The organism is Modestobacter sp. SYSU DS0657 (assembly GCF_054050925.1).
The window spans coordinates 39,053-53,441 of sequence record NZ_JBJHAG010000019.1 but is presented as its reverse complement, the minus strand read 5'-3'; the positions used below and the strand labels follow the sequence as shown (position 1 = coordinate 53,441).

The window sequence follows — 14,389 nt, the reverse complement described above, 5'->3', positions numbered from 1 at the left end:
AGCCAGCACAGCGCCCGCCCCGGCCGTTCGGGGCGGGCGCTGTGTCGTCCGGGGGGGCGGCGGTCCGGGTCAGCTAGTTGCGGGCAGCTCGTCGGCGGCCGCGCCGACGATTAGCGGGTCGGGGGCCCCGACGACCTCGACGTCCTTGTCGGTGTAGTCGAAGCGGTGCAGCACGTGCTGCATCGCACCGAGTCGGGCGCGCTTCTTGTCGTTGCTCTTGACCACCGTCCACGGCGCGTGCTCGGTGTCGGTGTGCAGGAACATCGCCTCCTTCGCCTCGGTGTAGGCGTCCCACCGGTCCAGCGAGGCGAGGTCGGTGGGGGAGAGCTTCCACTGCCGCACCGGGTCGATCTGCCGGACGATGAACCGGCTCCGCTGCTCGCCACGGGTCACCGAGAACCAGAACTTGACCAGGTGGATGCCGGACTCGACGAGCATCCGCTCGAACTCCGGGGCCTGGCGCATGAACAGCCGGTACTCCTCGGGCGTGCAGTAGCCCATCACCCGCTCGACGCCGGCCCGGTTGTACCAGGACCGGTCGAACAGCACGATCTCCCCGGCGGCGGGCAGGTGCTGCACGTAGCGCTGGAAGTACCACTGCGACTGCTCGCGCTCGGACGGCTTGTCCAGCGCCACCACCCGGGCGCCCCGCGGGTTCAGGTGCTCGGTGAACCGCTTGATCGTGCCGCCCTTGCCGGCGGCGTCCCGGCCCTCGAACACGATGACCATCTTCTGGCCGGTGTCCTTCACCCAGCCCTGCAGCTTCAGCAGCTCGATCTGCAGCAGGCGCTTGCGGATCTCGTACTCGCGGCGCTGCAGCCGCTCGTCGTACGGGAAGCCCTCGCGCCAGGAGTCGACCCGGTTGCCCTCGGGGTCGAAGAGCTCGCGGTCGTCGTCCCAGTCCTCGTCGCTGTTGGTGTCGGGGAGGGCGTTGAGCCGCCACTGCGACAGGTCGAGCACGGACGAGGGTGCTGGTCGGATGTCCATGTCCCGATCCTCACCCGAACGGCCCCGGTGGTTCCACGTGGAACGGTCGGTCTCGTTCACCGGCACAGCGCGGCGGCCCGGACCTGCCGCAGGTGCTCGATGAGAACGTCGCCGACCCGGCCCCAGGTGCGGCCCTCCACCGAGGGCCGCGCCCGGACGGCGGCCGCCGCGAGCGCTGCCGGGTCGTCCCGCAACCCGGCGACGATCGCGGCCAGCACCTGCGGGTCGTCGCCGGCCCACAGCCAGCCGTTCTCCCGGTGCCGCACCAGGTCCAGCGGCCCGCCGGACGCGGCGACGACCGCGGGCACCCCCGCGGCCAGCGCCTCCTGCACCGCCTGGCAGAACGTCTCGTCCGCCCCGGGGTGCACGAACAGGTCCAGGGAGGCGACGACGGCGCCGAGGTCCGCCCCGCCCAGCTGGCCGAGGAACCGGGCCCGCGGCATCGCCCTGGTCAGCGCCCGCCGCTGCGGACCGTCGCCGACCACGACCAGCCGCACCCCGGGCAGCTCGCTGACCGGGCCGAGCAGGTCCAGCCGCTTCTCCAGTGCCAGGCGGGCGACCACGCCCACCAGCAGCTCGCCGCCGGGCGCCAGCTCGGCGCGCAGCGCGGGGTCGCGCCGGGTCGGGCAGAACTGCTCCAGGTCCACCCCTCGCGGCCAGAGCGCCACCGGGCCGATCCCGTGCCGTCGCAGCTCGGCCGCCGTCGGCGAGGAGGGGGCGAGCGTCAGGTCGGCGGTGCCGTGCACGGTGCGCAGGAAGCGCCAGGCGGCGGCCGGTCCGCCCGGCAGTCGGTAGCGCTGGGCGAAGGCGGCGAGATCGGTCTGGAACACCGCCACGGACGGCACACCCAGGCTGCGGGCGGCCCGGGCCGCGGCCAGGCCGAGCACGGCAGGGGACGCGAGGTGGACGACGTCCGGCGCCAGCCGCCGCAGGACCGGGGTGAGGTCGCCGGTGGGGCGGGCCAGCTGCAGCTGCCGGTACCTCGGCAGGCGCATCGCCGGCACGGTGACCACCTGCACCCGGGCGCCGCAGCGGGACTCGTAGTCGGCCCCCGACGGCGCCAGCACCACCGGGTCGTGCCCCCGCACGGCGAGGTGGTCGACCAGCCGCAGGACGGAGTTCACCACCCCGTTGACGGCCGGGAGGAAGGTCTCCGCGACCACCAGGACGCGCATCCCCGGCGCGCCGGGCACGGCCACGGTGGCCGGGTCGGCGGGCACCGCCTCACGCAGCACGGGAGGCTTCCCGGGGTGCCGGCACGACCCGCCGGACGGGGGCCCGCAGCCGGCGCGGGTGCGCGGCGACGACCGGTGCGCGCGACTCGGTGACCGCGGCGACCGCGTACTCCGCCAGCGCGGCGAGCTCCCGGCGGCTCGCCCCCGCCGGGTCCAGCGCCGGCAGCAGGTGGACCTCCACGACCAGGCCCCGCGCGGCGACCACCCGCGCCACGCTGCGCCACAGCGGCTCGTCGGCCAGGTAGCCGGCGAGCGCGGTGGCCTCCCCGCCGGCCAGCCGGTACCGGACGGCGACCGGGCACACCGGGGCGGCGGCGTCGACCGCGGCCTGGAAGAAGGCGGGGCGGAACCGCTCCAGCTCCACCCCGCAGGACGTCGTCCCCTCCGGGTGGACCGTGACCGTCGTGCCGGCGCGCAGCGTCGATGCGGCCTGCGCCACGGCGCCCGGCAGGGTGCGGATCCGGGCGCGGTCGAGCAGCACCAGGCCGGCCCGGCGGGCCAGCCCACCCACGAGCGGCCACTCGCCCACCTCCCGCTTGGCCACCGGCAGACCGGGGACGACGGTGAGCATCGCCAGGTCGTCGACCCAGGACACGTGGTTGCTGACCACCAGGTGCCCGGGGCCGTGCCCGGGACCGGTGCGGGGCCAGCCGGCCGGGGAGGGGTGCACCTCGACGCGCACCCCGACCGCGGTCAGCACCCGGGCCGCGGCGCAGACGAGGATGCGGCGGCGGCCGCGGGCGCTGGCCGCCGGCGCGCGCAGCGACGCCGCCCCCGCGCCGGCGAGCGCGCCGGCCAGCCGCAGCCAGCGGCGGCGCCGGGTGGCCGGGTCCACGGTGGCGGCCGGGTCACCGGCGCAGGCCGACGTGCAGGTGCTGACCGGCAGCCAGACGCTCACCGGGCACCTCCGGTGAGGCGGTCGAGCACCGGGCGGGGGACGTCGGCGAGGTCGAGCAGCACGTAGAAGTCCGCCGTGCCGAAGGCGGGGTCCCAGGCCGGCCGCCCGCAGACCCGCGCGCCCAGCTTCAGGTAGGCGCGCAGCAGCGGCGGGACCACCAGTCGGGCCGGCCGGGGCGGGGACTCGACGTCGAAGGGCAGGTGCGGCACGACCCGCAGGGAGGCGGGGGCCAGGTGCCGGTCGCGGACCAGGTCCCACACCCCGGCGGCGGTCGCGCCGCCGTCGGACAGCGACACGGAGGCGCAGCCCGCCAGGTGGGTCGCGCCCCGGTCGAGCACGTACCGGGCGACGCCGGCCCACAGCCGGGTGATCACGGCACCGCTGCGGTGGGCGGGGTGCACGCAACTGCGGCCGGCCTCGACCAGTCCGGGGCGCAGCGCGGCGTGCCGGTCGAGGTCGAACTCGCCGGCGGAGTAGCTGCGGCCCGCGGCGGCGGCGCTCTCGGGCGGCAGCAGCCGGTAGGTGCCGGCCACCTCGCCGGTCCGCTCGTCGCGGACCAGCAGGTGGTCGCAGAGCTCGTCCCACTCGTCGACGTCCCGGCCGGTGGCGGCGCCCGCCGGGCCCAGCTGGGCGCCGCCTTCCACGGCGAACACCTCGTGCCGCAGGCGCTGGACGGCGACGAGGTCGGCGGCGTCGGTGGCCAGCGCGGTCGTGTAGGTGGTGGTCGTGGACCGGAGCGCGGGGAGTGGGGGGAGCGTGGTCGGGGTGGGGGTCACGGGGACACCTCGGGTGCCGGGAGGCCCCTGGGCGGGGCCCGGACGCCGCCAGGTTCAGCGGGCGAGGTGTCCGTCGAGTGGCCGCGGACTGGCGCGTCCCCGTCGGGACGGCGAATCCCGGCCGGGGAGTCACCCGGCCGGGGGACGCATCAGCTCCGGGCGGGCCCCGCCGACCCGGCGGGGTACTCCCGCAGCGGTACCTCGCCGGCGGCCCACGCGGCGAGGATCGGCTCGACGATCCGCCAGGACTCCTCGGCCTCCACGTCGCTGATGGACAGCGTCGCGTCGCCGGCGGCCATCTCCCGGAGCAGCAGGCCGTAGGCCGACAGCGGGTTCGGTGACAGCCCGATGTCCAGGGCGTGGCGCTCCAGGTCGAACGGGTCGTCGGCGCCGTTGAGGTTGATCTCCACGGTGATGTGGTCGGGGTCGAAGCGCATCCGCAGCACGTCGGGCTGCGGCTGCTCGTGCGCGAAGGCCAGGTGCGGCACCGGCTTGAACCAGACCGCGATCTCCTGCCGGCCCTCGCCCAGCGCCTTGCCGGTGCGCAGCCGGAACGGCACCCCGGCCCACCGCCAGTTGTCGATGGTGACCGTGTACTCGGCGTAGGTCTCGGTCTCCCGCGCGGGGTCGACCCCGTCCTCGCTGGTGTAGTCGGGGAGCGCGCGGCCCTCGACGGTGCCGGCGGTGTAGCGGGCCCGCACGGTGTCCCGGGCCATGTCGGCCGGGGGGCGCACCGCGCGCAGCACGTCGGCCTTGCGGGCGGACAGGCTGGGGCCGTCGACCGCCAGCGGCGGCTCCATCGCGATCAGCGCCAGCTGCTGCAGCAGGTGGTTCTGCAGCATGTCCCGCAGCGCGCCGGCGGTGTCGTAGTAGCCCGCCCGCCCTTCCAGGCCCAGCGTCTCGTCGAAGACGATCTCGACGCGCTCGACGTGCCCGGCGTTCCAGACCGGCTCGAACAGCCGGTTGGCGAAGCGCAGGCCCAGGATGTTCAGCACCGTCTGCATCGCCAGGAAGTGGTCGGTGCGGAAGACGCGGTCCTCGGGCACCAGCCCGTGCAGCACGGCGTTCAGCTCGCGGGCGTCGGCCTGGTCCCGGCCGAAGGGCTTCTCGACGCCGATGGAGGTGCCCTCGGGCAGGTCGACCTCGGTGAGCGCCTGCAGGGTGGGGAGGAAGACGGTGTTGGGCAGGGCCAGGTACACGACCGGGCGGCCCTCGGCCCGGTCCAGCGCCCTGCGCAGGTCGGCGGGCTCGGTGACGTCGCCCTGCTGGTACCCCAGCCGGGCGACCAGCCGGTCCCGGGTCTCCTCCGGCACGTGCCCGGCGTGCTCGGCCAGCCGTTCCCGGGCCCAGCCGCGGTACTCGTCGTCGGACCACTCGGCCCGGCCGACCGCGAGCAGGTCGATCTCGCCGTCGAAGCCCTCGCCGTCGGCGGCGTCGAACAGCTCGGCCAGCCCGGGCAGGAGCAGCCGGCCGGTCAGGTCGCCCCGGCCGCCCAGCACCACGAAGGTCACACGCATGCAGGCGACCTGCCCACCGGGCGGCGTCCTGAACCCCCGCGGTCCTACCCGGTGACCGCGTCGAGCCGGGCGGGGACGGTGGTGAGGAGGAGCTGCTCCCCGGGGCCGGCGGTGCGCACCGCCCCGTCGGCCGTCCAGACCCCGCTGTCGCCGTCGGCGTCGTAGGCGCCGCTGGGCCGGGCGTGGTTGGCGAACGCGACGGTGATCCCGTACCGGGTGGCGGCCGCGCCGGCGCGAGCGGCGTCGGTGGCCCAGCCGTCCGTCGAGGCCAGGACGCCCAGCACCCACGCGTCCGCCGTCGTCCCTGCCTCGCGGGCCTGCCCGGGGTCGCCGAGGTCGGCGCAGATCCCGAGCGCCAGCCGCCGGTGCGCCACCTCCAGCACGACCGGCTGCCGGCCGGGCTGGAAGACCGCCTGCTCCGGTCCGAACAGCCGGCGCTTGCCGTAGCCGGTGACCGGCCCGCCCGGGGCGATGACCAGGGCGCCGAGCAACCGCGCGCCGTCCTCCCGCAGGGGTGCGCCGACCACCGCGGTCAGCCCGGCCCGGGCGCAGGCGGCACGCAGCGGCGCCAGCCGGGCGTCGTCGGGGGTGAACCAGAGGTCGGCCCGGTCGGCGACGAGGTCCAGCTCGTAGCCGGTCAGCGACAGCTCGGGGAAGACCACCAGCTGCGCACCGGCTGCCCCGGCCTCGGCGATCCGGTGCTCGTGCGCGACGAGGTTCGCGGCGACGTCCCCGGGGCGGCTGGCGATCTGGGCGAGGGCGAGCAGCACAGGGGGATCGTGCCAGCCCGACCTGGTCACCGGGCCCGGCGGACCGCCAGCAGCAGGCCCTTGCCGACCGGGGCGACGGTCGAGGTGAGTCGTGGGTCGGCCTCGATCCGGCCACGGACGTCGGCGACCTGGTCGGGGTGGGAGAGCACGTTGTCGATGGCGAGCAGGCCACCGGCGCGCAGCACCCGCACCGGGTGGGGCCACCAGTCCGCGTACCGCGAGCGTTCGGCGTCCAGGAACACCACGTCCTGGCCGCCGTCGGGCAGCTGGCGCAGCACGTCGCCGCCGTCGGCGCAGCGGAGCTCGACGTGCTCCGCCAGGCCGACCCGGGCCAGGTTGGCGGCGGCCGCCTGCTGTCCGTCGGCATCGACGTCCACGGAGAGGACCGTGCCGTCGTGCTCCTGCACCGCGCGGGCGAGCCACAGCGTGGAGAAGCCGTTGGAGGTGCCGATCTCCAGCACCCGCCCGGCGCCCATCGCCTGGACGACCACCGCCAGCAGCGCCGCCGCGTCCGGGCTGAGGTTGCGCGGTCGCTTCGCGGGGTTCGCCCGGTCGGCGTCGAGGCGGGCGCCCTCCTCGTGCAGCGCGCGGACGACGTCGTCGAACTCCTCGGTCATGACGACCGTCCTAGCCGGTCGCCGTCACGCCGGTCACGGCGCCCCTGCCCAGGGCGACGACGCGGTCGGCCCAGACGGCCAGCAGGTCCTGGTCGTGGCTGATCGCCAGCACGCCCAGCCGCCCGGCGGCCACCTCCTCCCGGACGACGCCGACCAGCGCGGCCGCCGTCGACGCGTCGAGCATCGCGGTCATCTCGTCGCACACCAGGTAGCGCGGCTGCGCGGCGAGGGCCCGGGCTAGGCAGGCCCGCTGCAGCTGCCCGTCGCTGACCTCGTGCGGCCGGCGCGCCAGCAGGTCGGCCGTCAGCCCCACCCGCTCGGCCAGCTCCGCGGTGCGTGCCTCCCGGGCCGGCGCGCCGCGCCGGCCGGCGGTGGGCAGGCCGCGCAGCCGCAGCGGCTCGGCGATCACGTCGCGCAGCCGCAGTCGGGCGTCCACCGACCGGCGCGGTGACTGGAACACCATGCCGACGGCGGTGCGCAGCTCGGGCGGCCGGGCGTACCGGACGCCGCCGGCCACGACCCCGTCGACGGCGACGGTGCCCTGCTGCGGCGTGAGCAGCAGCGCGGCGACCCGGGCCAGCGTCGTCTTCCCGGTGCCGCTGGCCCCGGCCAGCCCGACCACCTCACCGCGGGCCACGTGCAGGTCGACGCCGCGCAGCACCGGGTGGTCCGGTCCGTAGCCGGCGGTGACGCCGGTGAGGGTCAGCACCGGACACCCGCCGGGGGCCGGCAGCGGCTGGTGCGCGCACCGGACACGTGCACCTGGTCGCCGCCGTCGCAGGCCCCGCTGTCCGGCCGGCGGGCGTGCCAGGCGCAGCCGGGCGGCAGGTCGGTGAGCGTCGGTGCGGTGCCGGGGATCGGGACCAGACCGCCGGCGGGCAGCGCGCCCAGCAGCGCCCGGGTGTAGTCGTGCGCCGGGTCGCCGAGCACCGCCGCGGCCGGGCCGGTCTCGACCAGCCGGCCGGCGTACATGACGGCGACGTCGTCCACCAGCTCCGGGGAGCGCTGCAGCGCGCCGAGGTCGTGGGTGATGAGCAGGACGGCGGTGCCCCGGTCGGCCACCGACCGGAGCAGCCGCAGCGTGCGGTCGACCAGCGGCCGGTCCAGCCCGGCGGTCGGCTCGTCGGCCAGCACCACGTCGGGGTCGCCGACCAGCGCGAGCGCCACGACCACCCGCTGCGCCATGCCGCCGGACAGCTCGTGCGGGTACCGGTCCAGGTCGGCGGGGTCGAGCCCGACCCGGGTGGCCAGCGCGTCGGCGCGCAGCGCCCGGTCGGCGTCCGGGGTCAGCTCGGCGACGGTCTCCTCCAGCTGCGACCGCACGGTGCGCACCGGGGTGAGCGCTGTCGCCGCGCTCTGCGGCACGAGCGCCACCCGGCGTCCCCTGATGCTGCGGCGCAGCACCCGCCCCGGGGCGCTGAGCACGTCGACCTCCTCGGCCAGCACCGCCGCGCCGCGGACCTCCGTGCCGGGCGGCAGCAGCCGCAGCAGCGCCGCGGCCAGCACCGACTTGCCGCAGCCGCTCTCGCCGACCAGGGCCAGCACCCGGCCGGGGGCGAGGTCGAAGGAGACGTCGGTGGCCGCGTGCACCACGGTCCGGCGGCCCGTCCGGAACCGGACGGTGAGCCCGGAGACGGCGAGCGCCGGCGCGGTCACAGCCGGGCTCCGGCGCGCTCGGGCAGCGCGGTGCGGTCGCGCAGCGCCGACCCCACGGCGGCGACGGCGAGGGTGGCGAGCACCAGGCCGAGCGCGGGGAACACCAGCGTCCACCAGCCGCCGAGCAGCAGCGAGCTGCGGGCCTCCTGGAGCAGGGTGCCCAGGCTGGCCGCGTGCGGGGGCAGGCCCAGCCCGAGGAAGCTCAGCGTCGACTCGTGCCACACGGCGTGCGGCAGCAGCAGCACGGCGGCGACCAGCGCCTGGGGGGCTGCTGCGGGCAGCAGGTGCCGCTGCACCACCCGCCAGCGGGTCGCGCCACCCAGCAGCGCGGCGTCCACGTGCTCCCGGTCGCGCAGCGACAGCACCTCCGCGCGGACGATCCGGGCCACCTGGGTCCAGTGGGTGAGCGCGATCGAGGCGATGATCGCCACCAGGCTGCCCCGGAACAGCGCCACCAGCACGATGCCCAGCAGCAGGTGCGGCACGGCGTTGACCGCGTCGACCACCCGCATGGCCACCCGGTCGACCCAGCCCCCGGCGGCGGCGGAGAGCGCGCCGACCAGGGCTCCGATCAGCACCGACAGCACCGCGCAGACGACGGCGATGAGCAGCGAGATCCGCAGCCCGGCCGCGGTGCGGACGAACAGGTCCCGCCCGGCGGAGTCGGTGCCGAACAGGTGCGCCCAGGACGGCGCCTGCCGGGCGGCGGCGAAGTCGGTGACCCGGTCGTCGACGCCGGCGATCCAGGGGACGAGCAGCGCGTAGCCGGCCAGCAGCGCGATCACGGCCAGCCCGGTGAGCAGGCGGCGGTCAGCCATCGGCGGCCACCCGAGGGTCGAGCAGCACGTAGGCGGCGTCGGCGAGCAGCGAGCCCAGCAGCACGGCCGCGGTCGTGAGCAGGGTCAGCACCGCGAGCAGCGGGAAGTCCAGCTGGACGGCGGAGGTGACCACCGCCTGCGCCACCCCCGGCCAGCTGAAGACCTCCTCGACCAGCACGGCGCCGACCACCAGCTCGGGCAGCCGCGCGCCGAGCAGCGTGACGAACGGCAGCAGCGCGGTCGGCAGGGCGTGCCGCACCACCACCGTGCGCTCGGCCAGCCCGCGGGCCCGGGCAGCGACCACGGCGTCGTCAGCAAGCGCGGCGAGCACCGACTGGCGCACGTTGAGCAGCAGCCAGGGCAGCTGGGAGGCGGCCAGCACGGTGGCGGGCAGCACCAGGTGCCGGGCCACCTGGCCGACGGAGAGCTCGGCGCCGGCGTCGGTCAGGCCGGCGACCGGCAGCCAGGACAGGCCGATGGCGAACAGCGCGACCGCGCCCAGCGCCACGACGAACGGCGGCACCGCCTGCAGCAGCAGGCAGACCGGGGTGACCACCCGGTCGACCCAGCCGCCGCGCCGGGCCGCGCTCCACGTGCCCAGCACCAGGGCGGCGACGACGGCGAGGCCGAGCGCGACCGTGACCAGCAGCAGCGTCCAGGGCAGTCGCTCGGCGAGCACCTCCCCGACCGGCTGGCCGAAGGACCGCGACGTGCCGAGGTCTCCGGTGAGCAGCCCGCCGACCCAGTCGGCGTACTGCTGCCACCAGGGCCGGCCGGTGCCCAGCTCCTCGGCGATCCGGGCCTGGGCCTCCTCGCTGGCGGTCAGGTACCGGTCGCCGAGGTAGCCGACCAGCGGGTCGAACGGGGAGGCGGCGGCGAGGGCGAAGACGCCGCCGGAGACGACGGCGAGCACCGGCAGGACGAACAGCAGCCGCCGGCGGGCCAGCCGCCCCGCCGCGCGCCACCGCGCCCGCCGCGGCTGCCGGGGGCGGGGCGCGGCGGCGGGCGGCGGGGGTGCGTCGACCGGTGGGGCCGGCAGGTCGGTCAGGGTCACCCGTCGCGCCGCCACTCGGCCAGGTTCCACCACGGTCCCCAGCTCACGCCGTGGGAGTGCGGCTCCAGCACCGGCTCGGTGCCGGTCCAGCCGCCGTCGCGCATGACGTAGACGTGCTCGAGGAAGACCAGCACGACCGCGGGCGGGTCGGCGACCAGCTGGCGCTGCACCTCGCGGTAGGCGTCGACCCGGACGGCGTCGTCGGTGCTCCGGCGGGCCTCGTCGAGTGCGGCGTCCACGGTGGGGTTGCGGTAGTCGGCCGGGTTGTCGAACGGGCCGCCCACGCCGTCGGCGGTGAAGGAGGAGTGCAGCGCGTTGTACAGCTGGGTGTCCGGGTCGTAGGGGACGTCGCCGCCGCCGAGCAGCGAGGCGTCGACCGGGATGCGGGGCCGGAACTGCGGCCGGTCCACCGCCTCGAGGTCGACCTCCACGCCGACCTCGAGGGCGTCGGAGGCGAAGGCCTGGGCGAGGTCGCGGCGGAGCGTCTCCTCCGGGAAGTACATGACGGTGAACTCCGCCCGCTGCCCGTCGCGCACCCGGACCCCGTCCGGCCCGGGCACCCAGCCGGCCTCGTCCAGCACCCGCCGGGCCTCGTCCGGGTCGTGCGCGAACACCGCCGAGGGCTCGGCGTACTCGCCGAAGACGGCCGGCACGAAGGTCGATGCCGCCTCGCCGTGGCCGCCGAGCACCGACTCGACGATGGCGTCGCGGTCGACGGCGAGGTTGAGCGCCCGCCGCACGGCCGGGTCGCCGGTGACCGGGTTGCCGGCCGGCATCGACACCGCGCGCCAGTCGGCGGAGGGGTGGCCGACCACGGTGAGGTCGTCCTCGTCGGCGAGGGTGTCGGCCAGCAGCGGGGGCAGCGTCGTCCCGTCGAACTCTCCGGAGGCCATCCGCTGGGCGCGGGTGTTGTCGTCGGGCACGTAGACCACGACCAGCTCGTCGACCTCGGGGGCACCGTCCCAGTGGTCGGGGTTGGCCTGGAAGACCGTCCGGTCGCCGCGCCGCTCGGTGAGCACGAACGGGCCGGTGCCGACCGGGGCGGTGTTCAGCTCCGACTCCTCGGCCGGGCCGGGGCTGGCCAGCGCCTCGGCCGGGGCGATGCCCAGCAGCAGCTTGGAGGGGAAGGGCACGTAGGAGTAGGCCAGCCGGAAGACCACGGTCTGCGGGTCGACCGCTTCGACGCTCTCCACCATCGCGTAGTTGCTGGCGATCGGGGAGGCCGACGCCGGGTCGAGCACGGCCTGGTAGGTGGCGACGACGTCCTCGGCGTCGAACGTCGTCCCGTCGCTGAAGGTGACACCCTCGCGGAGCGGGACCGTCCACTCGGTGGCGTCGTCGTTGCCCTGCGGCAGTTCGGTGGCCAGCGCCGGCTCCAGCTCCGGGATGCCCTCCCCGCCGCCGGCCAGGCGGACCAGGCCGTCGTAGACGCGGGAGTACCCGGTCTCGCCGTGCCCGGCGACCGGGTTGAACGACTCGGGCTCGTAGGCGTCGGCCAGGACCAGCCGGCCGGTGCTCTCGGCGGCCGCCGTGGCGTCGCCGCCGCCGGGCGCGGTGCACCCGGTCAGGATGGCGCCGGCGAGGAGGACGAGGGGGACGCGCGAGCGCACGAGGGCTCCGTTCAGCGGATGGTCGGGGCTTGCTGCGAACTGCTCGCAAGAACCTAGCTGTTGCGAGGCGTTCGCAACAAACCCGCAGACGTCGCGCAGGTGAACAGTGCCGGCGGCGCCCTCAGGGCAGGGCGACGCCGTCCAGGTACCGCCAGGCGCCGTCCTCCCGGGTGAACCGGCTGGCCTCGTGCTGGCTGCCGGCCGCGCCGTCGACGACGTACGAGGCGCGGAACTCCACCGTCCCCTCGGTGGCGAACAGCGCACCACCGGTGGTGCGGAGCACCTCCAGGCCGGTCCAGCGGACCTCTGGGTCGAGCTCGAGCGAGCGCGGGCGGGTGCTGGAGTGCCAGGTGGCCAGCAGGTACGCCGGGTCGCCGACGGCGAAGGCGCTGTACCGGGAGCGCATGAGCTGCTCGGCGGTCGCCGCGCTGGTGGTGCCCTCCTGCCGCAGGCCCTCGTGCAGCCGGCCGCAGCACTCGGCGTACGGCAGACCGGAGCCGCACGGGCAGCGTCGGGGTGCCACGGCCCGGACCCGGCTCAGACCTGCAGCGTCGACCCGGCGGCGGCGATGTGCTCCTCCACCGCCGCCAGCTCGTCGTCGGTGAGGTCGGGGCCGGCGGTGGCGGCGAGGTTCGCCTCCAGCTGGGCGACGCTGCTCGCGCCGATCAGCGCGGTGGTGACCCGCTCGTCGCGGACCGCCCAGCGCAGCGCGAGCTGGGCCAGGCTCTGCCCGCGCGCGTTGGCGATGGCGTCCAGTGCCCGGGCACGGGCGACCAGGTCGTCGGTGACGTCGTCGGTGGAGAGGTAGGCGCTGCGGGTGGCCCGGGAGCCCTCCGGGATGCCGCCGAGGTACCGGTCGGTGAGCCGGCCCTGCGCGAGCGGGGAGAACACCGCCACCCCCGCGCCGACCTCGGCGGCGGTGTCGAGCAGCTCGCCCTCCGGGCGCCGGTCGAACATCGAGTAGCGCGGCTGGAGCAGCAGCACCGGGGTACCCAGGTCGGCGAGGATCCCGGCGGCCTCGCGCAGGTCGGCCGGGTCGTAGTTGGACAGGCCCACGTAGAGCGCCTTGCCGGCGCGGACGGCGGCGTCCAGCGCGCCCATCGTCTCCACCAGCGGCGTCTCCGGGTCGCGGCGGTGGTGGTAGAAGACGTCGACGTACTCCAGGCCCGTGCGGCGCAACGACTGGTCGAGGCTGGCCAGCAGGTACTTGCGCGACCCGCCGTCGCCGTAGGGGCCCGGCCACATGTCGTAGCCGGCCTTCGTGGCGATGAAGAGCTCGTCCCGGTACGGCGCCAGGTCGCTGCGCAGCACCTGGCCGAAGGTGGTCTCCGCGGCGCCGTAGGGCGGGCCGTAGTTGTTGGCCAGGTCGATGTGCGTGACGCCGAGGTCGAAGGCCCGTCGCAGGATCGCCCGGGCGGTCTCCAGCGGCCGGTCGGCGCCGAAGTTCTGCCACAGGCCCAGCGAGACCGGCGGCAGCAGCACGCCGCTGCGCCCGGCCCGCCGGTACTGGGTCTGCTCGTAACGGTCGGGCGCGGGACGCCACGACGAGTCCTGCCGGTCCTCGGTGAGCACGACGGAGAGTGTGCCGCAGGGCGCGCTCCGGGTGGTCAGGGGTGGGTGGTCAGCTGCGCCCCACCAGCACGGTGACCGGGGCCTCCTCGACCATCGACCCGGCGTGCGGCGCCAGCGCGGTGCGGACGTCCTCCTCGAGCTCCCGCCTGCGCTCGGGCGGAAGCTGGCCCGGGGACATCGCCGACGCGAGGTTGCCGAGCACGTGATCGGCGTCCACCGGGGCCGCGTAGCGGTGGTGCAGCACCTCGACGTCGGAGAAGCCCGCCCGGCTCAGCAGCGCCCGCCGCTCCGCGAGCGCCTCCGCGTCGGTGCCGCAGGTGCCCGGGGCCGGGCCGAATCGGCGCTCCAGCAGAGCGCGTAGGGCTCGTGCCCAGTCCTGCTCGCCGAGCCACAGGGGGGTGCCGTGGGTGATGACGGCGATGCCCCCACCGGGCCGCAGGAGTGGCCGGGCGGTGGAGAAGACGGCGGCGGCGTCCATCCAGTGCAGGGCGTTGGCCACGGTGAGCAGCCCCCAGTTCGTGCCGACCACGCCGGCGAGGCCCGGTAGGTCGTGGTCGGCGGCCAGTGCGCACACCACGTTCGCCGTCCCTCCGGCCGCGAGGCGGCGGCGGAGCTGGACCAGCATGTCCGGCTCCGGGTCCAGGGCGAGCACGCCCCCGAGCCGCGCGGCCAGACCGATGGCGACCTGCCCGGTGCCGGCGCCGAGGTCGATGGCCCGGTCCGTGGCGGCCAGCCCCAGGTGGGCGACCAGCTGGTCCAGCACCTCGCCCGGTACGTCCCTGCGGTGGTGTGCGTAGGCCTCGGCCGTCGAGCCGGCGAACTGTCCGTCCATGGGGAGATGGTGACCCGTCGGAGTGCGGACCGGGTCGGTTTTCGCTG

The 14,389-nt window shown here is 76.3% G+C and carries 15 protein-coding genes; all 15 read right to left on the bottom strand.

Going from position 1 to position 14,389, the window contains the following annotated elements; translation table 11 throughout:
* Positions 1-69: 69 nt before the first annotated feature.
* A complete protein-coding gene (ppk2, locus tag ACI79A_RS13300; RefSeq protein WP_457083860.1) occupies positions 70-987 on the bottom strand; it encodes a polyphosphate kinase 2 in 918 nt (305 codons plus the stop codon).
* A 56-nt stretch (positions 988-1,043) separates the two neighbouring features.
* Positions 1,044-2,222 carry a glycosyltransferase gene (locus ACI79A_RS13295; RefSeq protein ID WP_457083858.1) on the bottom strand — a complete coding sequence of 393 codons (1,179 nt, stop codon included), beginning with the start codon at positions 2,220-2,222 and terminating at the stop codon, positions 1,044-1,046.
* Positions 2,212-3,120, bottom strand: coding sequence for a lysophospholipid acyltransferase family protein (locus ACI79A_RS13290; RefSeq protein WP_457083856.1), 909 nt, complete (start codon positions 3,118-3,120; stop codon positions 2,212-2,214). Before ACI79A_RS13290 ends, ACI79A_RS13295 begins: the two co-directional genes overlap by 11 nt.
* The gene (locus tag ACI79A_RS13285; RefSeq protein WP_457083854.1) at positions 3,117-3,896 is read right to left on the bottom strand and encodes a GNAT family N-acetyltransferase; all 780 of its coding nucleotides are present in this window, start codon (positions 3,894-3,896) and stop codon (positions 3,117-3,119) included. Before ACI79A_RS13285 ends, ACI79A_RS13290 begins: the two co-directional genes overlap by 4 nt.
* Positions 3,897-4,045: 149 nt before the next feature.
* Positions 4,046-5,413, bottom strand: a complete 1,368-nt coding sequence (locus ACI79A_RS13280; RefSeq protein ID WP_457083851.1) for a glucose-6-phosphate dehydrogenase — start codon at positions 5,411-5,413, stop codon at positions 4,046-4,048.
* 44 nt (positions 5,414-5,457) lie between these two features.
* Complete coding sequence (locus ACI79A_RS13275; protein WP_457083849.1) at positions 5,458-6,183, bottom strand: carbon-nitrogen hydrolase family protein; 726 nt, start codon at positions 6,181-6,183, stop codon at positions 5,458-5,460.
* Between the two features lie 26 nt (positions 6,184-6,209).
* Positions 6,210-6,800: an O-methyltransferase gene (locus tag ACI79A_RS13270; protein WP_457083847.1), complete on the bottom strand. Its 591-nt coding sequence runs from the start codon at positions 6,798-6,800 to the stop codon at positions 6,210-6,212.
* 10 nt (positions 6,801-6,810) lie between these two features.
* Positions 6,811-7,509: an ABC transporter ATP-binding protein gene (locus tag ACI79A_RS13265; RefSeq protein ID WP_457083845.1), complete on the bottom strand. Its 699-nt coding sequence runs from the start codon at positions 7,507-7,509 to the stop codon at positions 6,811-6,813.
* Positions 7,503-8,456: an ABC transporter ATP-binding protein gene (locus ACI79A_RS13260; RefSeq protein ID WP_457083843.1), complete on the bottom strand. Its 954-nt coding sequence runs from the start codon at positions 8,454-8,456 to the stop codon at positions 7,503-7,505. Before ACI79A_RS13260 ends, ACI79A_RS13265 begins: the two co-directional genes overlap by 7 nt.
* Complete coding sequence (locus ACI79A_RS13255; RefSeq protein WP_457083841.1) at positions 8,453-9,274, bottom strand: ABC transporter permease; 822 nt, start codon at positions 9,272-9,274, stop codon at positions 8,453-8,455. Before ACI79A_RS13255 ends, ACI79A_RS13260 begins: the two co-directional genes overlap by 4 nt.
* Positions 9,267-10,328 carry an ABC transporter permease gene (locus tag ACI79A_RS13250; RefSeq protein WP_457083839.1) on the bottom strand — a complete coding sequence of 354 codons (1,062 nt, stop codon included), beginning with the start codon at positions 10,326-10,328 and terminating at the stop codon, positions 9,267-9,269. Before ACI79A_RS13250 ends, ACI79A_RS13255 begins: the two co-directional genes overlap by 8 nt.
* The gene (locus tag ACI79A_RS13245; protein ID WP_457083837.1) at positions 10,325-11,938 is read right to left on the bottom strand and encodes an ABC transporter substrate-binding protein; all 1,614 of its coding nucleotides are present in this window, start codon (positions 11,936-11,938) and stop codon (positions 10,325-10,327) included. Before ACI79A_RS13245 ends, ACI79A_RS13250 begins: the two co-directional genes overlap by 4 nt.
* Before the next feature lie 121 nt (positions 11,939-12,059).
* Positions 12,060-12,461 carry a YchJ family protein gene (locus ACI79A_RS13240; RefSeq protein ID WP_457083836.1) on the bottom strand — a complete coding sequence of 134 codons (402 nt, stop codon included), beginning with the start codon at positions 12,459-12,461 and terminating at the stop codon, positions 12,060-12,062.
* Between the two features lie 14 nt (positions 12,462-12,475).
* Positions 12,476-13,510: an aldo/keto reductase gene (locus ACI79A_RS13235; RefSeq protein ID WP_457083834.1), complete on the bottom strand. Its 1,035-nt coding sequence runs from the start codon at positions 13,508-13,510 to the stop codon at positions 12,476-12,478.
* A gap of 49 nt (positions 13,511-13,559) precedes the next feature.
* Complete coding sequence (locus ACI79A_RS13230) at positions 13,560-14,342, bottom strand: class I SAM-dependent methyltransferase (RefSeq protein WP_457083832.1); 783 nt, start codon at positions 14,340-14,342, stop codon at positions 13,560-13,562.
* Positions 14,343-14,389: the final 47 nt, after the last annotated feature.

Excerpts from the sequence above, each read along its gene's own strand:
- ppk2 (WP_457083860.1), bottom strand. The coding sequence starts at position 987 with ATGGACATCCGACCAGCACCCTCGTCCGTGCTCGACCTGTCGCAGTGG.
- ACI79A_RS13280 (WP_457083851.1), bottom strand. The coding sequence starts at position 5,413 with ATGCGTGTGACCTTCGTGGTGCTGGGCGGCCGGGGCGACCTGACCGGC.
- ACI79A_RS13270 (WP_457083847.1), bottom strand. The coding sequence starts at position 6,800 with ATGACCGAGGAGTTCGACGACGTCGTCCGCGCGCTGCACGAGGAGGGC.
- ACI79A_RS13255 (WP_457083841.1), bottom strand. The coding sequence starts at position 9,274 with ATGGCTGACCGCCGCCTGCTCACCGGGCTGGCCGTGATCGCGCTGCTG.
- ACI79A_RS13230 (WP_457083832.1), bottom strand. The coding sequence starts at position 14,342 with ATGGACGGACAGTTCGCCGGCTCGACGGCCGAGGCCTACGCACACCAC.